At 71.0% G+C, this 20,792-nt stretch carries 21 protein-coding genes and 1 pseudogene; 8 read left to right on the top strand and 14 right to left on the bottom strand.

Features of this window, described 5'->3' with window-relative positions; all coding sequences use genetic code 11:
• The 6 genes from AC30N0_RS03410 to AC30N0_RS03385 all read right to left on the bottom strand — a co-directional run.
• Positions 1-559: PilX N-terminal domain-containing pilus assembly protein (locus AC30N0_RS03410; protein ID WP_489516530.1), on the bottom strand; the 559-nt coding region annotated here is incomplete at its 3' end.
• Entirely contained in the window at positions 556-1,569 is a 1,014-nt protein-coding gene (locus AC30N0_RS03405) for a PilW family protein (RefSeq protein ID WP_489516529.1), read from the bottom strand. The genes AC30N0_RS03405 and AC30N0_RS03410, both read right to left, overlap by 4 nt.
• 3 nt (positions 1,570-1,572) lie before the next feature.
• Positions 1,573-2,166, bottom strand: coding sequence for a type IV pilus modification protein PilV (gene pilV, locus AC30N0_RS03400; RefSeq protein ID WP_489516528.1), 594 nt, complete (start codon positions 2,164-2,166; stop codon positions 1,573-1,575).
• Entirely contained in the window at positions 2,163-2,651 is a 489-nt protein-coding gene (locus AC30N0_RS03395; protein WP_489516527.1) for a GspH/FimT family pseudopilin, read from the bottom strand. Before AC30N0_RS03395 ends, pilV begins: the two co-directional genes overlap by 4 nt.
• Complete coding sequence (locus tag AC30N0_RS03390) at positions 2,651-3,034, bottom strand: type IV pilin protein (protein ID WP_489516526.1); 384 nt, start codon at positions 3,032-3,034, stop codon at positions 2,651-2,653. The genes AC30N0_RS03395 and AC30N0_RS03390 overlap by 1 nt, the downstream gene beginning before the upstream one ends.
• A 498-nt stretch (positions 3,035-3,532) precedes the next feature.
• Positions 3,533-4,486: a transglutaminase-like domain-containing protein gene (locus AC30N0_RS03385; RefSeq protein ID WP_489516525.1), complete on the bottom strand. Its 954-nt coding sequence runs from the start codon at positions 4,484-4,486 to the stop codon at positions 3,533-3,535.
• Between the two features lie 112 nt (positions 4,487-4,598).
• Here AC30N0_RS03385 and AC30N0_RS03380 point away from each other — a divergent pair, with 112 nt between their 5' ends.
• Together AC30N0_RS03380 and AC30N0_RS03375 are read left to right on the top strand one after the other, a co-directional pair.
• The gene (locus AC30N0_RS03380; protein ID WP_489516524.1) at positions 4,599-5,246 is read left to right on the top strand and encodes a trimeric intracellular cation channel family protein; all 648 of its coding nucleotides are present in this window, start codon (positions 4,599-4,601) and stop codon (positions 5,244-5,246) included.
• A gap of 43 nt (positions 5,247-5,289) precedes the next feature.
• Positions 5,290-5,874, top strand: a complete 585-nt coding sequence (locus AC30N0_RS03375; protein ID WP_489516523.1) for a restriction endonuclease — start codon at positions 5,290-5,292, stop codon at positions 5,872-5,874.
• Here AC30N0_RS03375 and AC30N0_RS03370 read toward each other — a convergent pair.
• The gene (locus AC30N0_RS03370; RefSeq protein ID WP_489516522.1) at positions 5,871-6,134 is read right to left on the bottom strand and encodes a cupin domain-containing protein; all 264 of its coding nucleotides are present in this window, start codon (positions 6,132-6,134) and stop codon (positions 5,871-5,873) included. The genes AC30N0_RS03375 and AC30N0_RS03370 overlap by 4 nt on opposite strands.
• 110 nt (positions 6,135-6,244) lie before the next feature.
• On the opposite strand from AC30N0_RS03370, the pseudogene AC30N0_RS03365 reads away from it, so the two are divergent.
• The 3 genes and pseudogenes from AC30N0_RS03365 to AC30N0_RS03355 all read left to right on the top strand — a co-directional run.
• Positions 6,245-6,784 (top strand): annotated as a pseudogene (locus AC30N0_RS03365) (substrate binding domain-containing protein); the annotation flags it as partial.
• A 61-nt stretch (positions 6,785-6,845) separates the two neighbouring features.
• Entirely contained in the window at positions 6,846-7,919 is a 1,074-nt protein-coding gene (locus AC30N0_RS03360) for an endonuclease/exonuclease/phosphatase family protein (protein WP_489516521.1), read from the top strand.
• A gap of 57 nt (positions 7,920-7,976) precedes the next feature.
• On the top strand, positions 7,977-8,729 hold the full coding sequence (locus AC30N0_RS03355) for a DUF3750 domain-containing protein (protein ID WP_489516520.1): 753 nt from the start codon (positions 7,977-7,979) through the stop codon (positions 8,727-8,729).
• Positions 8,730-8,839: 110 nt separating this feature from the next.
• On the opposite strand, the gene AC30N0_RS03350 is transcribed toward AC30N0_RS03355, so the two are convergent.
• Positions 8,840-9,352 (bottom strand): GFA family protein, encoded by a 513-nt coding sequence (locus tag AC30N0_RS03350; protein ID WP_489516519.1) that lies wholly within the window; start codon positions 9,350-9,352, stop codon positions 8,840-8,842.
• A 97-nt stretch (positions 9,353-9,449) separates the two neighbouring features.
• Between AC30N0_RS03350 and AC30N0_RS03345 the strand changes: the two genes are divergently transcribed.
• On the top strand, positions 9,450-10,682 hold the full coding sequence (locus tag AC30N0_RS03345) for a serine hydrolase domain-containing protein (protein WP_489516518.1): 1,233 nt from the start codon (positions 9,450-9,452) through the stop codon (positions 10,680-10,682).
• Positions 10,683-10,749: 67 nt separating this feature from the next.
• Here AC30N0_RS03345 and AC30N0_RS03340 read toward each other — a convergent pair whose 3' ends face one another.
• The gene (locus AC30N0_RS03340; protein WP_489516517.1) at positions 10,750-13,977 is read right to left on the bottom strand and encodes a PAS domain S-box protein; all 3,228 of its coding nucleotides are present in this window, start codon (positions 13,975-13,977) and stop codon (positions 10,750-10,752) included.
• Between the two features lie 209 nt (positions 13,978-14,186).
• On the opposite strand from AC30N0_RS03340, the gene AC30N0_RS03335 reads away from it, so the two are divergent.
• Positions 14,187-15,140, top strand: coding sequence for a Bug family tripartite tricarboxylate transporter substrate binding protein (locus AC30N0_RS03335; protein ID WP_489516516.1), 954 nt, complete (start codon positions 14,187-14,189; stop codon positions 15,138-15,140).
• 64 nt (positions 15,141-15,204) lie between these two features.
• Here AC30N0_RS03335 and AC30N0_RS03330 read toward each other — a convergent pair whose 3' ends face one another.
• The 5 genes from AC30N0_RS03330 to AC30N0_RS03310 all read right to left on the bottom strand — a co-directional run bounded on the left by AC30N0_RS03330 (position 15,205) and on the right by AC30N0_RS03310 (position 19,480).
• Entirely contained in the window at positions 15,205-16,497 is a 1,293-nt protein-coding gene (locus AC30N0_RS03330; RefSeq protein WP_489516515.1) for an NAD(P)/FAD-dependent oxidoreductase, read from the bottom strand.
• Between the two features lie 20 nt (positions 16,498-16,517).
• Positions 16,518-17,249 carry an amino acid ABC transporter ATP-binding protein gene (locus AC30N0_RS03325; protein WP_489516514.1) on the bottom strand — a complete coding sequence of 244 codons (732 nt, stop codon included), beginning with the start codon at positions 17,247-17,249 and terminating at the stop codon, positions 16,518-16,520.
• 9 nt (positions 17,250-17,258) lie between these two features.
• Entirely contained in the window at positions 17,259-17,909 is a 651-nt protein-coding gene (locus tag AC30N0_RS03320; RefSeq protein ID WP_489516513.1) for an amino acid ABC transporter permease, read from the bottom strand.
• A 59-nt stretch (positions 17,910-17,968) separates the two neighbouring features.
• A complete protein-coding gene (locus AC30N0_RS03315) occupies positions 17,969-18,727 on the bottom strand; it encodes an ABC transporter substrate-binding protein (RefSeq protein ID WP_489516512.1) in 759 nt (252 codons plus the stop codon).
• Positions 18,728-18,820: 93 nt separating this feature from the next.
• Complete coding sequence (locus tag AC30N0_RS03310) at positions 18,821-19,480, bottom strand: hypothetical protein (RefSeq protein ID WP_489516511.1); 660 nt, start codon at positions 19,478-19,480, stop codon at positions 18,821-18,823.
• Positions 19,481-19,554: 74 nt separating this feature from the next.
• Here AC30N0_RS03310 and AC30N0_RS03305 point away from each other — a divergent pair, with 74 nt between their 5' ends.
• Positions 19,555-20,736, top strand: coding sequence for an MFS transporter (locus AC30N0_RS03305; protein ID WP_489516510.1), 1,182 nt, complete (start codon positions 19,555-19,557; stop codon positions 20,734-20,736).
• The last annotated feature ends 56 nt before the right edge of the window (positions 20,737-20,792 follow it).

Here is a 20,792-nt window from a genome sequence, read left to right as displayed (position 1 = left end):
CCGCATCGGTGACGAAGCCGCGCACGGCCACGCCCTGGTTGGCGGCGACGCTCGTTCCGCTGGTCGCGTCGTTCACGACGGCTCGGACGTTCCATTCCATGTCGGAGCACAGCGACGCGCCCGCCGCCGGGCCGGGCACCGCGCTCTCGATGCCGTTCGGCGCCTGCGACAGCATGCAGGGCAGGTCGCTGGCGGTGGTCGGATTGAGCTCGCCGGAGGCGACCGGGCGGACCCGGTAGCACGAGGGCGCCGGATCTAGCCGGGCCGCGTAGGCGGCGTGGCCGTTGCCGTGAACGTCGATCGGGATTGGGCTCGCCGCCACCGCGACCGGGTCCTGCACGAACAGCGACGAGCTGATCGTCCACTCGATCGCCGCCTGCGCCGCAGCGAAGGCCTCCTGCCGCGTCTGCGTGTTGCCGACGATGCGCAGGTTGGTCGTGCTGCCGTTGTAGGCCCAGACCGCAAGCAGGGCCATCGCCAGCAGCATCACGAGGGCGACGATGAGCGTGGCGCCGCGCTGGCTGCTGCGGCGGGTGAAGGACCGGATGCGGCGCGTCATGGCAGTTCCCGGGTTCCGCTGGGATTGACCAGGCGGATGGTGTTGCCGTGCGCGCGCCGGACGTAGCCGTCGTCGGCCGCGACGATCACGCCGGCGCCGCCGAAGTCGAAGCTCTGCGAGGCACCCAGGGCCGGGCCGGCGGTCGCCTTGTCCAGCGAGCGGCTGACGAAGTGGAAGCGGACCGCCATCACGTTGGCCCAGTCGGACGTCGGGCCGGCGACGTCGGGCTGCGTCAGGTAGGTGTCGGGCGTGCCGTTGCCGTCGACATCGAAGCCGTACTCGAAGCGCATGTCCTCGATGCCCTCGACCAGCGCCGTCTCAACCAGCTGGCCGTTCAGGAGCTCGACCCGCTTCAGCGTCGGCGTGCGGTCGGTGGCGTCGCTGCAGCGGTTGCACGAGGCCACGAAGTAGACCCTCGAGACGTAGGCCCGGACGCGGTTCACGGCGGCGCAGGTCCGGTCGTTCAGGGTGAAGTCGGCCGGGTCGTGGTGGAACTTGAGCGGAGGCGCCAGCGTGTCGCTCTCGCAGAAGGAGTACTGGACGAACAGCTGCGACCCCGGCGCGATGGTGCCGGGAAGGACGGCGTCGATGTCGAGGCGTCGGATCGCGATCGCCGCACTGCCGGGCTGGCGGTTGGCCAGGCACGGCAGCAGCTCCGCGCCCGTGTAGCCGTGCACCGGCGCCGGCAGCGTCGGCGGCACGGCGACGAAGGCAGCCGGCGCGAGGCTGCAGGGATCGGGATCGCTGGTCAGCGCCGCCGCCGTGGCGATCTCGCCGTAGAAGCCGGCCAGGCGGATGTCGTCGCGCAGCAGCTCGGCGGCGTAGCGGCCGTTGTCCAGCTGCACGCCGCTGCGGCGCAGGTTCTGCCCCGTCGTCGAGGCATTGGCGAACATGACCAGCAGTGCCGAGGTAATGATGAGCCCCAGCGTCAGGCCGATCATCAGCTCGACGAGCGAGAAGCCCGCCTGCCGGGGCCGACGCGGGGGACACGGGCGCGGTCGCATCGGCATGGCTCAGCAGCGCGCCAGGGCCGGCGGGACCGCCGGGTCCCTGAGCAGGCCGATGCAGACGGTGTACGAGACCGTGCGCCGCAGCGGCTCGGCCGCGAACGCCGCGTCGCCCTGCCCGCACGGGCTCGGCGGCGCGCCGGTGGCGACGATCCCCTGCCAGGCGATGGCGACCACGTAGCGGTCGCTGCTGGTCGCCGGGCGCGTGATGCAGCCGCGTGCACCGAGCATCGCGCCGACGGCGCTGCCGGCGCGGTCCTCGCGCGCACCGCGGATCAGGTTGCCCCATTGACACACGTCGAGTGCCGCGCCGGCGAGGCCGGTGCAGTCCTGGATCGCGCCTTCGCCGATCAGGCCGTCGACGACGTACGTCCCGGCCGCGAACCGGTTGGCGTTGATGCGGCTCACCATGTCGTCGACCAGGGTCAGCGCCTGCGTCCGCTGGTGCGCCTCGAACTCGGAGGCCACCGCGCGCGCCTGCACGGCGACGAAGCCGAGCAGGCCGAAAGCGCAGACGACGATCGACACCAGCACCTCGATCAGCAGGGCGCCGCGCTGCGCGCCCGGGGCGCCGCGCCGACGGCGGATGGATGCATTCATGTGCAGGCTCCGGGTACCGACCTGGCCCGGCCGGACAGGTCGAGCTCGACGCAGCGGCGGCTGTTCGCGTCGGCCGCCGTCGAGCTGACGGTGATGCGGACCTGCGCCGTCGGCGAGGAGACGCGACCGTTGACGTCGAAGGTGATGGCGGCCGGGGCACCGGCGAAGGCGACGTTGCCCCCGGCGCCGTTGCGCTTGCTGAGCTGGGTGGCGCCGGCCGCGGTGGTCCAGCCCGCATGCCACTCGTCGGCGTCACGGGCGACAACCACCGCCGCGTTGCGCTTGAGTGCCTCGCTGCGCGCGAGCAGCAGGTCGCTGGTCAGGTCGTACGAGAGGGCGCGGATGCGCTGGCCCACGACGAAGGATCGCATCGACGGTGCCGCGAGCCCGAGGATCATCGCCAGGAGTGCCACGGTGACGACCAGCTCGACCAGCGTGAAGCCGTTCGCCGCCGCGTGCTGCCGGGTGAAGGTGGCGCCGTGCATCACCAGCAGCCTGCGTTGGCCGCCGTCTTGGCGCCGGTCTGGTCGACCCCGAGGGTGCCGCAGGCTTCGTGCGCCTGCGCGGCGACGGGCGTGGCGCGCACGGTGTAGGTCGGCGGCGGCCCGGCGGTGACCGCCAGCGTCAGCGTGTAGTGGCTGCCGACGTGCGCCGGTACCGGCACGCCGACGCCGGCGATGGTGGCGGCGTAGGCGCGCGTGTCGAGCAGGAACTGCTGCTGCCGGGCGGCCACGGCGAGGAGGAACGACTGCGCCTCGGCCCGCCGCGACTTGCGGATCTGGTCCTGGTAGGCGGGATAGGCGACGGCCGCCAGGATCGCGATGATCGACACGACGATGACCAGCTCGATCAGCGTGAATCCGTGCACGCGCGCCGCGACTCGGCTCTGCCGCGGGTGGGGCATTGCCGCAGCCGTTCGGCAGGGTGCGAGCGTGGTTCGACGGGACATGCGAGTCACTCTATCGGCGCACCCGGCGCGGCCTGCAGCCACCGGTCGGCTTCGCCTCGCCGGCTGGTGGCGAGGTGCGGCGCTCCGTGCGATAGGGCGCAGGCCGCGAGGGGTCGAGAGGTGGCGCGAAAACTTGAGGTGGAAGACACCTGGTTTCGTGACCAACGGTTGCCGCGCACGGCCGCGCCGCCTTCAGGGCTATCGGCGGTCGTCAGAATCCACAAGCCGCAGGAGGAGAGTTACCAATGGTCAAGGCGCTTGCATCCGCCGTATTGGTTCTGTGGGCCTTGGCCGGCTGCTCCGCGCTGTCACAGCCGCAGAACAGCGCCTCTTCTGCCTGCGCCCGGGAACCCGGTGGCTACGACTGCCAGATCGAGCGCTATCAGAGGGCCGACTAGACGCCGTCGCGCGCTGCGGCTAGTCGGGCAACTGCGTGACGAGGTGACCGCGCGGGGTGTCGCCCCGGGAATCCGCTGCATCGGCGCTCGATGCCGACGCCGCAGGCGCCCGCCCCGCCGCGGTTGACAGCCCCTCGCTGCGGTGCCGCGGTATCTCGAGGCCGCTGCCCTCGAGCGCGCGCACGCTGACGATCGGCGCCATCGCCAGCACGTCGCCGAACATCGTCGCGAAGGCGACGTCGGCGGCGTCGCGGCCGGTGCCGAAGCGCAGGAAGCCCATCGGGATGCCGGTGCCGGACGCGTCGAACAGGTACCAGCGGTGGTCAAGGTAGGCCTCGACGTAGGCGTGGAAGTCCGGCGGCCCGAGGCTTTCGGCGGCTCCGTAGTCGGTGCCGGTGGCGATCCGTGCCGGGATGCTCACGGCGCGACAGAGCGCAAGCATGAGATGCGTGAAGTCGCGGCACACGCCGACGCGCTCGATCAGCGTGTCGACGGCCGACGTCGACGAGTCGGACGTGTTCGACGCGAAGGTGACGTGCTTCTGCACCCAGTGCTGGATCGCCAGCACGCGGCTATAGCCCGGCCACAGCGAGCCGAACTCGTCGAAGGCCAGCTTCAGGAGCCGGTCCGACTGGCAGTAGCGGCTCGGGTAGAGGTACGGGACCACGTCGAGCGGCAGGCTGCCGATCGGCACTTCGGCCAGCGTGTCGGGCTGCGCGACATGGTGCGCGATGGTCACGGTCGCGGCGTAAGTCAGCTGCAGCGGCCCCTGGGCGGCATGCAGGCGCATGAGGCGGGTCGACGTCGTCGGATCGGTGGCGATCTCCGGAACGACCGGCTGGCTCAGGTCGAGGCGCTCGTTCTCGACCGTCTGCTGCGGCGTCTTCGCCGCGTGGATGTTGAAGACGAAGTCCGCGCCGCGCCGATCCCGGATCTCGTAGGCCAGTGACAGCTCGACCTCAAGACGGACCAAGGCGGCCTCCCGTGTTCTTCGGTGGATGCGCGGGGGTCCCGGGCAATCGACGTTCCAGACGCCGGCGCCGGACAGATACTCCGTCCGCCCTGCCGCCCTGCCGAAGGCCATCATGCCCGAACAGCCGCTGTTCACCCTGCTCTCGACCGTCGTCGAGGTGCTGGCGACGATCGCCTTCGCACTGTCCGGGCTGCTCGAGGCGGCGAGGAAGCGGCTGGATGCCGTCGGCGTCTGCGTCGTGGCAGGCCTGGCCGCCTTCGGGGGCGGCACCCTGCGCGACGTGCTGCTCGACCGGCGCCCCTTCTTCTGGGTCGAGCACTCCGTCTGGCTGTGGCTGCTGCTGGCGCTGTGCACGGCGGCCATGCTGCTGCTGCGCTCGCGCCACGTCGCGCCGACGGCACGGGCGATGCAGTGGCCCGATGCGCTGGGGCTGGGGCTCTTCAGCGCCGGCGGCACGCAGCTGGCGCTGGCGCAGGACCTGCCCGCCATCGTCGCCGTCCTCATGGGCGTGGTCACCGCCACGTTCGGCGGCGTCCTGCGCGACGTCGTCTGCAACGAGATCCCGACCGCCTTCCGCGACCACCGGCCGTACGCCCTGTGCGCCTTCGCCGGTGGCTGGGTCCTGGTCGGCGCGCGGGCGGTCGAAGCGCCCGACGGCTGGGCGCTCCTGGCCGGCGCGGCCACCGCCACCGGGCTCAGGGTGGCGGCGCTGGCCACCGACTTCCGCCTGCCGAAGTGGTCGGCCGGAAGCGACGGCTAGGATCGATCCTTGCTCGGCCCTTCGGCCGCGACCGGAGCCCCGCTTGAAACTGCAGATGGCAAAGAACTCGCTGTTCGCGGTTCTGCTCCGTTCCCCCTGGTGGATCAGCGCCGTGATCGCGGTCGCCATCGGGCTGGCTAGCATGGCCCTGCTGCCCGAGCAGTTCCGCGTCGTCGGCGCCCTCTCCGGCTTTCCCTTCGTGGTGATCGCCGCCCTGGCGGCACGGCGCCAATGGCGCGAGCCCAGTGCCGCCCGCGTGGCCGAGACGCAGCAGGCGGTGGCCGGCATGGCCTGGCCTGCCTTCGCCGCCGTGCTCGAGCAGTGCTTCCGGCGCGACGGCTATGCCGTGCAGCCGGGCGGATCCGCCGCCGTCGATTTCGTGCTCGAGCGGCAGGGCCGGCACATGCTGGTCTGTGCCCGCCGCTGGAAGTCGGCGCAGACCGGGCTCGGGGCGCTGCAGGCGCTGCAGGCCGCACGCGACGCCGGCGACGCGGCCGATGCCCTGTACATCGGCCTCGGTGCTCTGACCGACACGGCCCGGCAGTTCGCCGCCGAGCACCGCATCGCCGTCTGGCAGGTTGCCGAGCTGGCGCAGGCGCTTCGGGACATGCCGCTCAGGCCCCACTAGCTCCGCCAGGGCAACGCCAGCGCCTGCCCGTCCGGCAGCGTCACCGGCACCGACGTCGCCGCGAACACCGCGGTGCTCACGAGCGGCTCCTGACCGGTGTCGAAGATCTGGTGCTGCACGCCTGCCGGCAGCACGACGGTCTGCCCGGCAGCGAAGGCATGCACCTCGCCGCCGATGTGCACCTCTCCGGAGCCTGCATCGCAGAGCACGATCTCCTCGCAGGGATGCGAGTGCGGCGGCGTGCACGCGCCGGGTGCCATCGACTGTCGTCAGACGCTGAGGCTGCGCAGACCCTCCGCCTCGCCGGCGAGGGTGGCGGGGGCCACGCCCGGCATGGGTGTGACGGCGGGGCTTCGCCGCGGCGGCGCAGCAGTTCCCCGGTCTGGAGCTGGACGTGCGGCTGCACGACGCCTACGCGGATCTGGTGAAGGAAGGCATCGACGTCGCCCTGCGCGTCGGGCCGCCGAAGGACTCTACGCTGGTCGCGCAGCGCGTCGCCAGCCAGTCGCTCGTGCTGGTCGCAAGCCGCGGCTACCTCGAGCAGCACGGCACGCCGCGTCACCTGGGGGACCTCGCCTCGCACGAGGCGCTGGTGTTCCGCATGCCGAGCAGCGGCCGCGACCGCCCCTGGCACTTCCGCCAGGGCGGCAAGGACCTGGAGCTGCGTCCGCGAACGCGCATCCGCATCAACGACGGCGAGGGCCTGGTCGCCGCCGTCGGCCTGGGGCTGGGCCTGGCGCAGCTGCCCGCCTACTTCCTGCAGCGCGAGCTCGCGGGCGGCGAGATCGTGGAAGTGCTGAAGTCCCTGCGCCCGCCGGCGCAGCCGGTGCTCGCGGTCTACCCCGGCGCGCGACTGGTGCCGACCCGGGTGCGCGTCTTTCTCCAGGCCCTGAGGGCGATCCGCCTGTGAGCCGGCGCGTCAGGGGCACGCCATTTGCTCTCCAGAGCCACATCCATCGTGAGAAGCGGCCTTGGAACCTTGGCTTGTCGGTGTCGGCTGGGTTTTTGTCGCGGCAACGCTGCTTCCACTGACACGCCGCCAGAGCTGGTGGGTCCGGATCTTCGACTTCCCGCGCGCGCAGATCGCGGCGGCGATGCTGCTGGTGCTGCTGATCCACGCGCTGACGGTCGACGCAGGCGCGTGGGGCCAGGCGCTCCGGCTGGCGCTGATCGTCTGCCTGGCGATGCAGGTGCTGAACATGCTGCCCTACACGCGCCTGGGACGCACGCAGGTGCAGGGCAGCGACAAGCCCGACCCCGACAACAGCGTCCGGCTGCTGTTCGCCAACGTCCTGCAGAGCAACCGCGATGCGGCGGCCCTGCTGGCCGTCGTGCGCGACGCGGATCCCGATGTCGTCCTCGCGCTCGAAGCCGACCGCTGGTGGTCGGAGCAGCTGTCCGAGCTGTCGCGGACGCATCCGTTCACCGTGCTGCGGCCGCAGGACAACACCTACGGGATGCTGCTCTTCTCGCGCCTGGAGCTGTCCGAGCCGCGTGTCTCCCACCTCGTGCAGGACGACGTGCCGTCGATCCACACCGGCCTGCGCCTGCCCTCCGGTCGCCTGATCAAGCTGCACTGCCTGCATCCGCGACCGCCCTCCCCGACCGAGAGCGACAGCTCGGTGCCGCGTGACGCCGAGCTGCTGATGGTGGGGCGTGCCGTGCGGGAGGATCCCGGTCCCGTGATCGTGATGGGCGACATGAACGACGTGGCCTGGTCGCACACGAGCCGGCTGTTCCGCGACATCAGCGGCCTGCTCGATCCGCGCATGGGCCGCGGCTTCTTCAACACCTTCAACGCCAAGCACGCCCTGATCCGCTTTCCGCTCGACCACTTCTTCCATTCCAACGATTTCCGGCTGGTCGAGTTCTGCCGGATGCGCTACATCGGCTCGGACCACTTTCCGGTGTACATCCACCTGAGCCATGAGCCCGAGTCGGCGCAGGTGCAACCCGAGCCTGCCGCGGACGCCGACGAAAGACGCGAGGCGAGCGAGAAGATCGCCGAGGCGGCCGTCGCAGGGACGCCGCGCACCGTCCATTGAGCACGTACGATCGTGCGGCGCACTCGCCCGGCGCGGCATGTCGCCGGCACGAAGACCATGCAACGTCCTTCCCGACTCGTTCTCCACGCGCTCGTGCTGAGCGCCATCGTGGCCGCCACTTCGTGCACGAACACGCGTTCGGACTGGCGCACCGCCAGCCGCGAGCCGGTCGGCCTGGCCCCCGAGCCGGCCGAGGTGAAGGAAGCGGTGGTCCAGGTGTACGGTGCCCGCACGATGGGCGCCAAGGGCTTGTTCGGCGTCCACACCTGGGTCGCCGTGAAGCCGGCCGACGCGGCCGAGTGGACGGTCTACGAGGTCGTGGGCTGGCGGCTGCGCTGGTCGCCGAGTGCCGTCGTCGTGCACAGCCGGCCGCCGGACGGGCGCTGGTTCGGCGCGGCACCGGAGCTGTATGCGGACCGGCGCGGGCCGGGCGTCGACGCCCTGATCGAGCGCATCGACCGGGCGGCGCGCGCCTATCCGTACGGTGCCGAGTACCGGGCCTGGCCGGGTCCCAACTCGAACACCTTCACCGCCTGGATCGCGCGCGCCGTGCCGGAGCTCGAGCTCGACCTTCCGGCCACCGCCATCGGCAAGGACTACCTCGGCCGCTCCATCGTCGGTTCCGCGCCGAGCGGCAGCGGCCTCCAGCTCTCGCTCGGGGGCGTGCTCGGCCTGGCCGTGAGCCGCGTCGACGGCGTCGAGCTCAACGTGCTCGGCCTGAACTTCGGCGTCAGTCCGAGCGGCGTCAAGCTGCCCATCGTCGGCCGGGTGGGCCCCGCGCCTTCGAGCGCCCGGCCGTCACGCACGTGAGCCCTACCGGCTGGGCCCTGATGCTCGTCGCGCTGACCCTGACGCTCGCCGGAGTCGCGCTGGCCCTGCGCCGCGGCGCCTGAGCTCGCGCTCTCCGCGGGGGCGCGCCTTCAGCCTGGCGGCGTGGCCGGCACGGAAGAGCCGAGGCCCTTGCGCCGGTGCCACTCGGCCAGCGAGACGTCCGGGTAGCCCTCGAAGCACGGGTCATCGAGGCGGCCCTCGATCGTCACCCAGGGCGCTCTGGAGCCGACCAGGCAGTGCACGTTGTCGGGTGCGGCGGGCAGCGGCGTGTCGATGGCGCTGGCGTGCGGGTGCAGGAGCTCCGGCCACCGGGAGTCCCACGCCCACAGCGCGCTGCCGCAGTTCGCGCAGAAGTAGCGCCGCGCCGTGCTGAGGCGCCTGCCGGTGCCGCCCTCGGCGGCAAGGCGAGCCCGGTAGATGCGGAGGTGCCGCTTGCCGGTGACCTTCATGGTCCGCGTGACGGCACCGAGGTTGATCGCGTAGCCCCCCGCGCCCGCCGTCTTGCGGCAGATCGAGCAGTAGCAACGCATGAACGGAACCGGCTCCTCGGACTCGACGGCGAACTTCACCTTGCGGCAATGACACGAGCCTTCCAGGTGCATGGCGTTCTCCTCGTTGCTGCGGTTTCCCAGTTTCGGCGAAGCGGGCATGACCCACACTCACGTTTCCGCCACCCGCCCCTGCCCCCGTCGACACGCCATGACCCCGCCCCTTCCCCACGCCCGCCCCGCCGCGCTCGGCTTCGATGCCGAGCGCCTGGCCCGCATCGACCGCTTCCTCTCCCAGCGCTACGTCGAGCCCGGGCTCCTGCCCGGCGCGCTGCTGCTCGTGGCGAGGAAGGGCGAGATCGTCCACCGGTGCGTGCTGGGCCATGCCTCGCTCGCGAAGAACCGGCGCCTCGAGGAAGACACGATCTTCCGCATCTACTCGATGACCAAGCCGGTCACGAGCATCGCCCTCATGATGCTCGTCGAGGAAGGTCGGATCTCGCTCGACGATCCGGTCGCCAGGTGGATCCCGTCATGGCGCGGGCAGTCCGTCTACCGCGCCGGGATGCCGGGCGCCTTCGTCACGACGCCGGTCGAGACACCCATGCGCGTGCTCGACCTGATGCGCCACACGTCCGGCCTGACCTACGGCTTCCAGAACCGCAGCGGGGTCGACGCCGCCTACCGCAGCCTGGGCCTCGACGCCTTCCAGGCCGAGAGCCTGGAGGCGCTGGTCGACGGCCTGGCCGGCGTGCCCCTCGAGTTCTCGCCGGGTGCGTCGTGGAACTACAGCCTCTCGACCGACGTCGTCGGCCACCTCGTGAGCCTCGCCTCGGGGCTGCCCTTCGACGCCTTCGTGCGCACCCGCATCCTCGCGCCGCTCGGCATGCACGACACCGACTTCCACGTCCCCGAGGCGAAGGCCGCGCGCTTCGCCGAGTGCTACGTGCGGTCCGCCGAAGGCAGGCTCGAGCCCGGAGCGCTCGGCGACTTCACCGCGCCGCCGCGCGCGCCGTCGGGCGGCGGCGGCCTCGTCGGCACCGCCGCCGACTACCTTCGCTTCTGCGAGATGCTGCGCCGCGGCGGCGAGCTCGGCGGCGTGCGCCTCGTCGGCCCGAAGACGCTTGCCCTCATGCGCGCCAACCACCTGCCCGGCGGCAAGGACATCGCCGACCTCGCCCCGGCCGGCATGTTCTCGGAGGCGGCCTACCAGGGCATGGGCTTCGGCCTCGGCTTCGCGATGGTCACCGACCCGGCCCGCTACGGCGTCGCGGCGTCGCGCGGCGAGTACTCGTGGGGCGGGATGGCGTCGACGGCGTTCTGGGTCGACCCGGTCGAGGACGTGTGCGTCGTCTTCATGACGCAGCTGATGCCGTCCAGCACCTACCCGGTGCGACGGGAGCTGAGGGCGATGGTGAACGCGGCGATCGTCGAGCCCGCTTGAAAGGCGGCGCCAGGGACAGCGGCAGGCGGCTCGTCGAGCCGCCTTCCGTCTGCGTCGGGGCCGGCGCTCAGCCGTCGGCCCGCGGGCCGGGTCGCTGGAGTCCGGCCAGCAGCTCCTCGAGGACGTCGGTCTCCAATGGCTTGACCAGGTGAAGGTCGAAACCAGCCGCCCTCGAGCGGCGGCGGTCTTCCTCCTGGCCCCAACCCGTCAACGCGGCGAGCACGGTGTGCTCCAGGCCCGGCAAATCGCGCAGCCGCTGCGCCACTTCGTAGCCGTCCATCTGCGGCATGCCGATGTCGAGGAAGATCAGCGAGGGCCGGTAGGCCCGCAACGTGTCGAGTGCGGAGATGCCGTCGTGGGCGACCCGGACCTCGTGCCCGTACATCCGGATCAGCACGGCGAGGCTGCCGGCGGCATCCGTGTTGTCATCGACGATCAGGATCCGATGGCTCGTGAACGGGACGGTCGCGGTTGCCGCGACCTCTTGCCGACCCGCGCCGACCCGCGTGATGAGCGGCAGCCGGAGGATGAACTCGGCGCCCGCTCCGACACCCGCGCTGCGCGCCTCGACCGTGCCACCGTGCATGTCGACCAGGTTCCTGACCAGGGTCAGCCCCACGCCGAGACCGCTCGGGGAACGGGTGCCCGCGGCCTGGCCCTGCACGAACAGGTCGAAGACTTGCGGCAGCACCTCCGGCGCGATGCCGATGCCGTTGTCCCGGACCCGCAGCACCACCTCAGCGTCATGCCGTCGCGCCGACACGTGAATCCGCCCGCCGGCCTCGGTGTACTTGGCCGCGTTGATCAACAGGTTGCTCACTACCTGGGTGAGCCTGACGGCATCGGCATCGACGAGCAACGACTCGTCTGCCACGTCGATGTCCAGCCGGTGCTCGTGCGCCTCGATGAGCGGCTGGGCGATCTCCACGGCACGCGCCAGGATGGTCGCCACCTCGACCGGCGCCTTGCGCAGCTCGATCTTGCCCCGCACGACGCGCGAGACGTCCATGAGGTCGTCGACCAGGCGGACCAGATGATCCACCTGCCGCTCCATCATGGCGCGGGTTTTCTCGACCATCACGGCATCGACGCGCGGCATCTTCAGGATCCGCAGCGAGTTGCGGATCGGGGCGAGCGGGTTCCGCAGTTCGTGGGCCAGGGTGGCCAGGAACTCGTCCTTGCGGCGGTCGGCATCGCGGAGCGCCTGTTCCATGCGCTTGATGTCGCTGATGTCGGTGTTGGTGCCGAACCAGTAGATGATCCGGCCCGCCGCATCGCGGAGCGGGTTGACCCGGGTCAGGAAAGGGCGGAACTGCTCGTCAGCCCCCCTGAGAGGGAACACCATGTCGAAGGGATCGCCGCGGCTGATCGACGCCTGCCAGCGTGACAGCACCTCGGGCAGCACCGCGGGATCGTGCACCGACTGCCAGCCCCAGCCCTCCATGGCCTCGGGGGTCGTGCCGGTGTAGTCGTACCAGCGGCGGTTGTACCAAAAAATGTGCCCGTCGGGTTCAGCCATCCATGCCAGTTGCGGGATGGTGTCGGCGAGAAGGCGTAGCTTCTCCTCGCTCTCGCGCACCGCGCTCTCGGCCGACTTGCGGGCGGTGATGTCGTCGTGCACCAGCACGACCTCGCGCACGCGCCCGCCGCTGTCCTTGAGCGGGTACGCCACGGCCGACACCCAGCGCACGGGGTCGGCGTGCCGGGTCAGGCCGGGAACGGTTTCGTTCGGGTCGTACCGGACCTCCGGAATCGCCACGGCCTCGCCGGCAACGGCGCGGCGGAGGTACGGCGTCACGCCAGCGGCATCGAGTTGCGGATCCTGCAGGACGTTGTACCCCGCCAGCTGCTCGAGCGAGACCCCCCACAGGTTCGACCAGGCCTGGTTGACGCTCAGCGTGTTTCCGTCGGGCGACAGGATCTGCACGCTGAACGGCGCCTGCTCCATCAGGGCCCGGAAGCGGCCCTCGCTTTCGCGCAGCGTCTGCTCTGCCTGCAGCCGCTTGAGGAACTGGCCCACCTGCCCGGCCACAGTCGCCATCGTCTCGAGGAGAACGGCGTCCGGCTCGCGGAACTCTCGCGTGAAGAACTCGATCACGCTGCGGGTAACACCGTCGATGACGATCGGGAATGCGAATGCACTATGCAGGCCCGCGGCTGCGGCCGATGCGGCCCGGGGGAAGTTGGGGCCGCGACGCACATCGAGCAGCCAGGCCGACTCGCCGGTCGCCCACACCTGCCCCGGCAGCCCTTCGCCGCGGAGGAACGTGCGGCGGCAGCTCTCGCGCGTGAATGTCTCCCCGGGGGTGCCCGCCTCGTGCCACGTCGTGAGGCAGGTCAGGGCCTCGGCGTCAGGCCCCACCTCCCAAAAGGCACCCACCTCCCACTGCAGGTTCTCGCAGATCGAGCGCAGCACACCGGCGGCAGCGGTCTCGATCGCCACCGCCTGGGCCAGGTGCTGGGTGACGGCGAATCGGGCGTTGCGCAGTCGCGTGGCCCATACCCGGTCACTGATCTCGCGGAGATAGGCCGTGAACATCGGCGAGCCGTCCGTCGCGATGCGCGTGATCGCGAGCTCAACCTGGAACTCGGTGCCGTCGGCACGCATCGCCGCCAGCTCGATGCGCTTGCCGAGCACCGGCCCCTCGCCGGTGGCCAGGTAGTGCGCAAGGCCCCGGTGATGCGCGGCCCGGAGCGACTCGGGAATGATCAGCGTGCTCAGCTCGCGGCCGAGGACATCTGCACGTCGATAGCCGAAGGTGCGCTCGGCCGCGGGGTTGAACTCGAGGACGTGCCCCGACGCATTGATGGTGATGATGCAGTCCAGCGCCGTGTCGAGGATGGCGTTGGCCCTCGCTTCCTGGCGGCAGCGGGCGTCTTCGGCGGCATCCTGCTGCAGCTTCCACGCAGTGCGGTCGCGCAGGATCTTGGCAAACCCGCAGACCTCGCCCGCAGCGTCCCGGACCGGCGTCAGCAGCCCGCTGCCCCAGAAGCGGCTGCCGTCCTTGCGCACGTGCCAGCGGTCGTCGGGGCCGACGCCCGTTTGCAGCGCGTCCCGCATCTCCCGCTCCGGCACACCGGCCTGCACGTCCTCGGGCGTGAAGAAGCGCTCGAGGGAGCGGCCGATGATCTCGCTCTCGACGTACCCGAAGAGGCGCTCGGCGCCGATGTTCCACCCTTTGACCAGGCCGTGACGGTCGGTCACGAACATGGCGCAGTCCGTGAGGTGGGAAACGAGCAGCCGGAACAGGTCCCCGTCCGCTCCGGCGCTCTCGTGTGGCTGGTCGTCCGGCATTCACGCCCGCTCTTGTTCGTTCGCCGCACTTCCTGGAGTTCGCGGAGATCGACGAACCGCAAGGCTGCAGCCCATCTTACCCGGCGCCAAAAGAGCCAAACGACGCCAGAACGCCATCGCGACGGTGGCCGATCGTGGAGCCGGCGTGACCTCGTCGACGACGCCACCACCTCCGGCGAGAATGGGTCCGACCCCGAAAGGACTCCACCATGTTCCGCGCCTTGCTCGCCATCGCCCTGCTCGCCGTGCTGCCCGTCCAGGCACAGGAGTGGCCTGCCAGGCCCGTCCGCATGATCGTGCCGTTCCCGCCGGGCGGCGGCACGGATACCGTGGCGCGGCCGCTGGCGGCCAAGCTGGCGCAGATCCTCGGCCAGCAGGTCGTGATCGACAACCGCGGCGGCGCCGGCGGCACGATCGGCGCCGGCATGGCGGCGAAGGCGCCGGCCGACGGCTACACGGTGCTGCTGTACTCCGTGCACGGCGCCGTGGCCGCGGCCGCATACAAGTCGCTGCCGTACGACCTGCAGAAGGACCTCGTCCCCGTCACCACGGTGGCGATCTTCCCCGACGTGCTCGTCGCCGCCAACCGCGTGCCGGCGAAGACCTTGCCCGAGCTCATCACCTGGGCCAAGGCCAATCCGGGCAAGCTCAACTGCGGCTCCGCCGGCAACGGCACGTCGCGCCACCTTTCGTGCGAGCTGTTCAACGCCGCGGCGGGGATCGGCGCCACGCACGTGCCCTACAAGGGCACCGGGCCGGCGACGCAGGCGCTCGTCGCCGGCGAGATCGACTGGGTGTTCGAGGCGCTGGGCAGCGCCGCCGGGCAGATCCGCGCCGGCACGGTTCGCCCCATCGTCGTCACCTCGGCGAAGCGCTCGCCGGCGTTCCCCGACGTGCCGACCGCGATGGAGTCCGGCCTCGCCGGCTTCGAGGTCACGTCGTGGTACGGCATCTGGGTGCCGGTGGGCACGCCGGCGACCGTGGTGCAGAAGCTCCACGACGCCGTCGTCAAGGCCTTCGCCGATCCCGAGCTGAAGGACACCTGGGCCAAGCTCGGCGCCGAGCCGGGCGGATCCTCGCCGGAGTCCTTCCGCGCCCTCATCGAGAAGGACGTCGCGAAGTGGAGCAAGGTGGTCCGCGACGCGAAGGTCACGCTCGAGTAGGGAGGCCGGGCGGCACGCATCGCGCCGCTTCGCGCGCGTTCAGGAATCGCGCCGCTTCGCGCCTTCAGGCCAGGCCGCCTCCGCGCAGCCGGTACCAGGCGACGATCGCCGAGATGTAGATGCGGCGCAGCCGGTGCAGGGGCAGGCCGCGGATGCCGGTGACCGGCAGCGGCAACGCGCTCGCCTCGCCGCTGACGAGGTAGCGAGCCATGGCCCGCCCCATCGCCGTCTGCAGGCCGATGCCGCGCCCCATGCAGCCGATGTCGACCAGCAGGCCTTCGGCGGGCTCGTGCAGGTGCGGCAGGAAGTCGCGCGTCAGCGCCACGCGGCCGCACCACCGGTAGGCGATGGGGGCGTCGGCAGCGGCCGGAAACATGGTCTTGACGACCTTCTCGAGATGGCTCCAGTCGGCGTCCGACGTCGGCTCCGAGAACGGCCCGCGGCCGCCCATCAGCAGCCGCCGCTCGTGGTCGAGCCGGAAATAGAACAGCAGCTGCCGTGTGTCGGACGACACGTGCCCTTGCGGCAGGATGGTCCGCGCCACCGCTTCGGGCAGGGGCGCGGTGGCGACCTGGAACGAGTTGGGCGCGATGATCGAGCGGCTGAGCCCCGGCCACAGGTCGCCGCTGTAGCCGTTGGTCGCCAGCACGACACGGCCGGCGTCGACAGTCGCGCCCTGCGCTGTCGTCAAGGTCCAGCGCGGGCCGCTGCGCCGCATCGCGGCGACGGCACTGGCGCCGTGGATGCGCGCGCCGGCGGCGATGGCGGCGCGCGCCAGGCCGCGCGCGTACGACAGCGGCTGGATGGCGCCGCCGCGCGGGTCGAGCCAGCCGCCGAGGTACTTGTCGGTGCCCAGCAGCGCCGCGACGGCGTCGCGGTCGAGGAAGCGGGCGCCTTCGACGCCGAACTGCGCCCACTGCGCCGCCCGCTGGCGGACGAGCTCGACGCCGGCCGGCGTGTGCGCGCCCTGGATCCAGCCCTGGCGCACCCGCGGCACGTCCATGCGATGGCGGTCGATCAGGTCGAACACCGCGTCGGCGGTGCTACCGGCGAAGGCGATCAGCGGCTCGGCGATGTCGGGCGGGAACATGGCGCGGAACGCTTGCGGGTCGTACTTCAAGCCCGGGATCACCTGCCCGCCGTTGCGGCCGGAGCCGCCCCAGCCGGGCTCGTGGGCGTCGAGCACGACGACGTCGACGCCCTGCTCCGCCAGGTGGAGCGCGGTCGACAGGCCGGTGTAGCCGGCACCGACGACGCAGACGTCGGTGCGCGCGGCCGCATCGAGCGGCGGCGTCGGCACGGCGGGTGCGGCCGTGGCCGCCCAGAGGGCGGGCTGCAGTGGGAAGGGCTCGGCCATCGACCTGCGCAGGATCCGGATCAGAGCGGGTGCAGCACGCGGCGCAGGAAGTCCTGCGTCCGCTCGTGGCGCGGCTGGGTCAGGAGCTCCTGCGGCGGCCCGTGCTCGACGACCACGCCGCCATCGATGAACAGGACGCGGTCGGCGACTTCGCGGGCGAAGCTCATCTCGTGCGTCACGACGGCCATCGTCATGCCCTCTTCGGCCAGCGTGCGCATCACGCCCAGGACCTCGCCGACGAGTTCCGGGTCGAGCGACGAGGTCGGCTCGTCGAAGAGGATGGCCTCGGGCTGCATCGCCAGGGCACGGGCGATGGCGACGCGCTGCATCTGCCCGCCCGAGAGCTGCGCCGGGTGGGCCTCGGCCTTGTCGGCGAGGCCGACGCGGGCCAGCAGCGCATGGCCGCGCTCCAGCGCCTCGGCCCGCGGCTCGCCCTTGACGTAGACCGGCCCTTCGATCACGTTCTCGATCGCCGTCCGGTGCGGGAACAGGTTGAAGCGCTGGAACACCATCGAGACCCGGGTCCGGATCGCCTTGATGCCGGGACCTTCGCGGTCGACGCGGATGCCGTCGACGCGGATGTCGCCGCCGTCGTACGACTCCAGGCCGTTGATGCAGCGCAGGATCGTCGACTTGCCCGAGCCCGAGGGCCCGATGATGCAGACGACCTCGCCGCGCGCGACCTGCGCGTCGATGCCGCGCAGCACGTGGTTGCGGCCGAAACTCTTGTGGACGGCGTCCAGCTGGATCATCGGCACGGCTCAGCGACGCTGCTTGGTGCGGCGCTCGAGCCAGCCGACCAGCAGGATCAGCGGCACGCTCATCACCAGGTAGAGCAGCGCCACGAGCGTGAACACGGTCGAGTTCTTGAAGGTCGACGCGGCCAGCATCTGGCCCTTCAGCGTCAGCTCCGCGACGGTGATCGTCGAGGCCTGCGACGAGTCCTTCAGCATCATCACCATCGTGTTGCCGTAGGGCGGCAGCACGATGCGCACCGCCTGCGGCAGGACGACGCGCCGCATCATCATGGCCCAGCCCATGCCGAGCGATTGCGCGGCCTCGATCTGCCCGTGGTCGATGGCCTCGATGCCGGCGCGGAAGTTCTCGGCCTGGTAGGCCGAGTAGGCGATGCCGAGCCCGATGATGCCGGCCTGCACCGCGGTCAGGGTGACGCCGAGCTCCGGCATCACGAAGTAGATGTAGAACAGCAGCACCAGGATCGGGATGCCGCGGATGACGTTGACCACGCTCTTGGCGATCCAGACCAGGGCCCGGAACTTCGAGACCCGCATCAGGGCCCAGACCAGGCCGAGCACGGTCGACAGCAGCAGCGAGCCGAGCGTGACCACCACCGTCAGGCGCAGGCCCTCCAGGAGGATGGGCATGAACGCACTCGCGTCCTTCCAGAACATGGCTCTTGCCGGCTCAGGCAGCGCGAGCCGACGCGCCGGCTCGCGCGTGTCTCATCGACTCAGGACTGGCCCCACTTGGCGAGGATCTTGTCGACGGTGCCGTTCTTCTGGAGCTTCTCGAGCGAGGTGTTGATGCGCTTGAGAAGCTCGCCGTCGGTCTTGCGCACGCCGATGCCCACCGAGCCCGTCATCGTCGACGTGTAGCCCTTGATGAGCCGCGCTTCCGGGAACATGCCCTGCTGCAGGTTGTAGCTGACGATGGGCTTGTCGGCGAAGCCGGCCTGGATGCGCCCGTTGTTCACGTCGGCCAGGATCGCGGGGATGCTGTCGTAGATCTTCACGTCGGCGAACAGGCCCGACTTCTGCAGCGGCTCCACATAGGCGGTGCCCTTCTGGGCGCCCACGGTGTAGCCCTTCATGTCCTCGAGCCTGGTGTACTCGCGCGTGTCCTTCTTCGGCACCACCAGGCCTTCGCCGTAGGTGTAGATCGGCTTCGAGAAGTCGATGACCTCCTGGCGGGTCGGCGTGATGTACATCGCCGCGGCGATGACGTCGATCTTGTTGCTCGTCAGCGAGGGAATCAGCGCCGCGAACGGCGTCGCCTCGATCTCGACCTTGAAGCCCGCATCGGCCCCGATCTCGCGCATCAGGTCGACCATGATCCCCTGGATCGTGTTGGTCTTGGTGTCCAGGAAGGTGAAGGGCACGCCGCTGGGCGTGGAGCCGACCTTCAGCACCTTGTCCTGGGCCAGGGCCGTGCCTGAAGCGCAGAGCGCGGTGAGGAGCGTGAACGTGGCGGCAACGAGCTTGAGTTTCATGGGGGGCCTTGGTCGGTGAGCGATGTCGAGCGACGCCGGCGAAACCAGCGCCTCCATGCGGGCGAATATATGCCGGTTCGGGGCGCACCCCGTTCAGCGATGGACCGGGCCGCCGCGCCCGGACACGCGGCCGAGTCCCGCCGCGAGCAGCAGCCCGAGGACCGAGCAGGCACCGGTCGCGACCCATGTCCACTGCCAGCCGCCCGCGGCGCTGGCCACGGCGGCGACCAGCGGCGGCCCGGCGAACTGGCCGAGGGCCGACCACTGCAGGACCCAGCCGAGCGTCGTCGCCAGCGCGCCTTCCCCCGGCGCCTGCCGCACGGCCAGCGCGAACAGGGTCGCCGGAATCAGCCCGCCGACGCCCGAGAAGATCAGCACGGCTCCGTAGCGCAGCGCCGGCGTCAGCCCGGCCTCGCCGCTGCCGGCGAAGCCGGCGGTGGCGGCCAGGCCCATCGTCGCGAAGCCGATCGTCAGCAGGCGCGATGGCGCGACGCCTCGCTGCAGCAGCCGGCCCGAGCCGATGTTGCCGGCCATGTTGACGGCGGCGACCGCGGCCGTGAGCACGCCGGCTGCCACGCCGGCGATGCCGCTCTGGACATAGCGTCCGGCGCGACCGCGTGCCGCAGCCACATCGCCATGGCCAGCGACAGGGCTGCCAGCGCGCCCCACCTTGCCGATGTGCAGCGCCGCGGCGACGCCGGCCAGGATCACGAGCAGGGCCGGGTCGACGCGGCGTGCGGAAGCCAATGCCATGGCCGCGGAGTATCACCAGGGGGGGCGGCGCCGGCCGTGGGTATATTTTCGTATCGGGATCGGATGCAGTACCAATGAGCAACCGCTGGTGGTCTTTGGGCGCGCTGACGCTGGCCCGGGCCGCCATGGGATTCCAGTTCCAGGCTGTCGCCGCGGTCGCGCCGCTGATGGCGGGGAGCCTGGGCCTCGACAAGGGTCAGCTCGGCTGGCTGGTCGGCCTGTACCTGCTTCCCGGCGCGGTCATCGCCCTTCCCGGCGGGCTGCTCGGTCGAAAGTTCGGCGACAAGAGGTGGGTGCTCGTCGGGCTCGCTTTGATGGGTGTCGGGGGAATCTGGCTCGGGTTCTCGCGATCGTTTGCAGAAGCGAATGCTGCCCGCGGCCTGAGCGGCATCGGCGCCGTCATGCTGAACGTGCTGGTGACGAAGATGGTCGCGGACCTGTTCGATGGCAAGGAGCGCCTCCTCGCCATGTCCGTCTTGATCAACTCCTGGCCCCTCGGCATCGGTGCTGCGCTGCTGGTCATCGGCCCGCTCGGCCAGAACGAAGGATGGACGTGGGGAATGTTCGCCACCGCCGTCTTCGCTGCGATCGGCTTTGCGGCGGTGGCTGCGATCTACCGAGCGCCCGACGGCGCCGCGCCGGCAGAGGCCTCGGGGATGGGCCTGGGGACGCTGACCCGCACCGAATGGCAGGGGCTGATGCTGGGCTCGCTGCCCTGGCTTCTCTACAACGCCAGCTTCCAGATCATGATGTCCTTCACGCCGTCGTTCTTCGTCGACAAGGGCATGGAGCTGGCGCGGGCCACCAGCCTCTCGGCCGTGAGCGCAGTCGGCTTCGTCCTCGGCGTGCAGGCGGGAGGGCTGCTGTTGAAGCGATCCGCCCATCCGGATCGGATCTGCCATGTCGCCCTCGCGGGCTGGGGCGTGGCGTTGCTCGGGCTGTCGACGGGTACGGCACCCCTGCTGTGGGTCTTGCTCGGCGGCCTCCTCGGCGGCCTTCCAGCGGCCGCCCTGGTATCGCTGCCGGCCGAGGTGCTGCGGCCCGAGAGCCGCAGCGCCGGAATGGGCATCTTCTTCACCGTCTACTACTTCGGATGCGCCATCCTGCCGACCCTTGCCGGCTTGCTGTACGACCGCGTGGGAGGAGGCGCGGCGCTGTGGATGGCGGCGGGTCTTGCGCTCGCGTGCATCCCGATCCTCAGCGGGTTCCGCAGGGCCATGAAAGCGGCTCGGCCTCGATCTGCCGCAGCGACATGACGGCGCTCGGCCGGGTCTGCATCGCACCGCGGGTTCAGGCTTTCACGTCGACCACC

The organism is Rhizobacter sp., assembly GCF_031412495.1.
Classification (GTDB): Bacteria; Pseudomonadota; Gammaproteobacteria; order Burkholderiales; family Burkholderiaceae_C; genus Schlegelella_A.
Note: the sequence above shows the minus strand (reverse complement) of the source record. Positions and strands in the feature narration are given on the sequence as shown.

What these genes read in the sequence shown, in the direction of transcription:
- AC30N0_RS03370 (WP_489516522.1), bottom strand. Translation starts at nt 6,134, where the DNA reads ATGGCACCCGGCGCGTGCACGCCGCCGCACTCGCATCCCTGCGAGGAG.
- AC30N0_RS03320 (WP_489516513.1), bottom strand. Translation starts at nt 17,909, where the DNA reads ATGTTCTGGAAGGACGCGAGTGCGTTCATGCCCATCCTCCTGGAGGGC.
- AC30N0_RS03305 (WP_489516510.1), top strand. Translation starts at nt 19,555, where the DNA reads ATGAGCAACCGCTGGTGGTCTTTGGGCGCGCTGACGCTGGCCCGGGCC.
- AC30N0_RS03380 (WP_489516524.1), top strand. Translation starts at nt 4,599, where the DNA reads ATGCCCGAACAGCCGCTGTTCACCCTGCTCTCGACCGTCGTCGAGGTG.
- AC30N0_RS03345 (WP_489516518.1), top strand. Translation starts at nt 9,450, where the DNA reads ATGACCCCGCCCCTTCCCCACGCCCGCCCCGCCGCGCTCGGCTTCGAT.
- AC30N0_RS03310 (WP_489516511.1), bottom strand. Translation starts at nt 19,480, where the DNA reads ATGGCATTGGCTTCCGCACGCCGCGTCGACCCGGCCCTGCTCGTGATC.
- AC30N0_RS03350 (WP_489516519.1), bottom strand. Translation starts at nt 9,352, where the DNA reads ATGCACCTGGAAGGCTCGTGTCATTGCCGCAAGGTGAAGTTCGCCGTC.
- AC30N0_RS03340 (WP_489516517.1), bottom strand. Translation starts at nt 13,977, where the DNA reads ATGCCGGACGACCAGCCACACGAGAGCGCCGGAGCGGACGGGGACCTG.
- AC30N0_RS03315 (WP_489516512.1), bottom strand. Translation starts at nt 18,727, where the DNA reads ATGAAACTCAAGCTCGTTGCCGCCACGTTCACGCTCCTCACCGCGCTC.
- AC30N0_RS03405 (WP_489516529.1), bottom strand. Translation starts at nt 1,569, where the DNA reads ATGCCGATGCGACCGCGCCCGTGTCCCCCGCGTCGGCCCCGGCAGGCG.
- AC30N0_RS03330 (WP_489516515.1), bottom strand. Translation starts at nt 16,497, where the DNA reads ATGGCCGAGCCCTTCCCACTGCAGCCCGCCCTCTGGGCGGCCACGGCC.
- AC30N0_RS03335 (WP_489516516.1), top strand. Translation starts at nt 14,187, where the DNA reads ATGTTCCGCGCCTTGCTCGCCATCGCCCTGCTCGCCGTGCTGCCCGTC.
- AC30N0_RS03395 (WP_489516527.1), bottom strand. Translation starts at nt 2,651, where the DNA reads ATGCACGGCGCCACCTTCACCCGGCAGCACGCGGCGGCGAACGGCTTC.
- AC30N0_RS03325 (WP_489516514.1), bottom strand. Translation starts at nt 17,249, where the DNA reads ATGATCCAGCTGGACGCCGTCCACAAGAGTTTCGGCCGCAACCACGTG.
- AC30N0_RS03355 (WP_489516520.1), top strand. Translation starts at nt 7,977, where the DNA reads ATGCAACGTCCTTCCCGACTCGTTCTCCACGCGCTCGTGCTGAGCGCC.
- pilV (WP_489516528.1), bottom strand. Translation starts at nt 2,166, where the DNA reads ATGAATGCATCCATCCGCCGTCGGCGCGGCGCCCCGGGCGCGCAGCGC.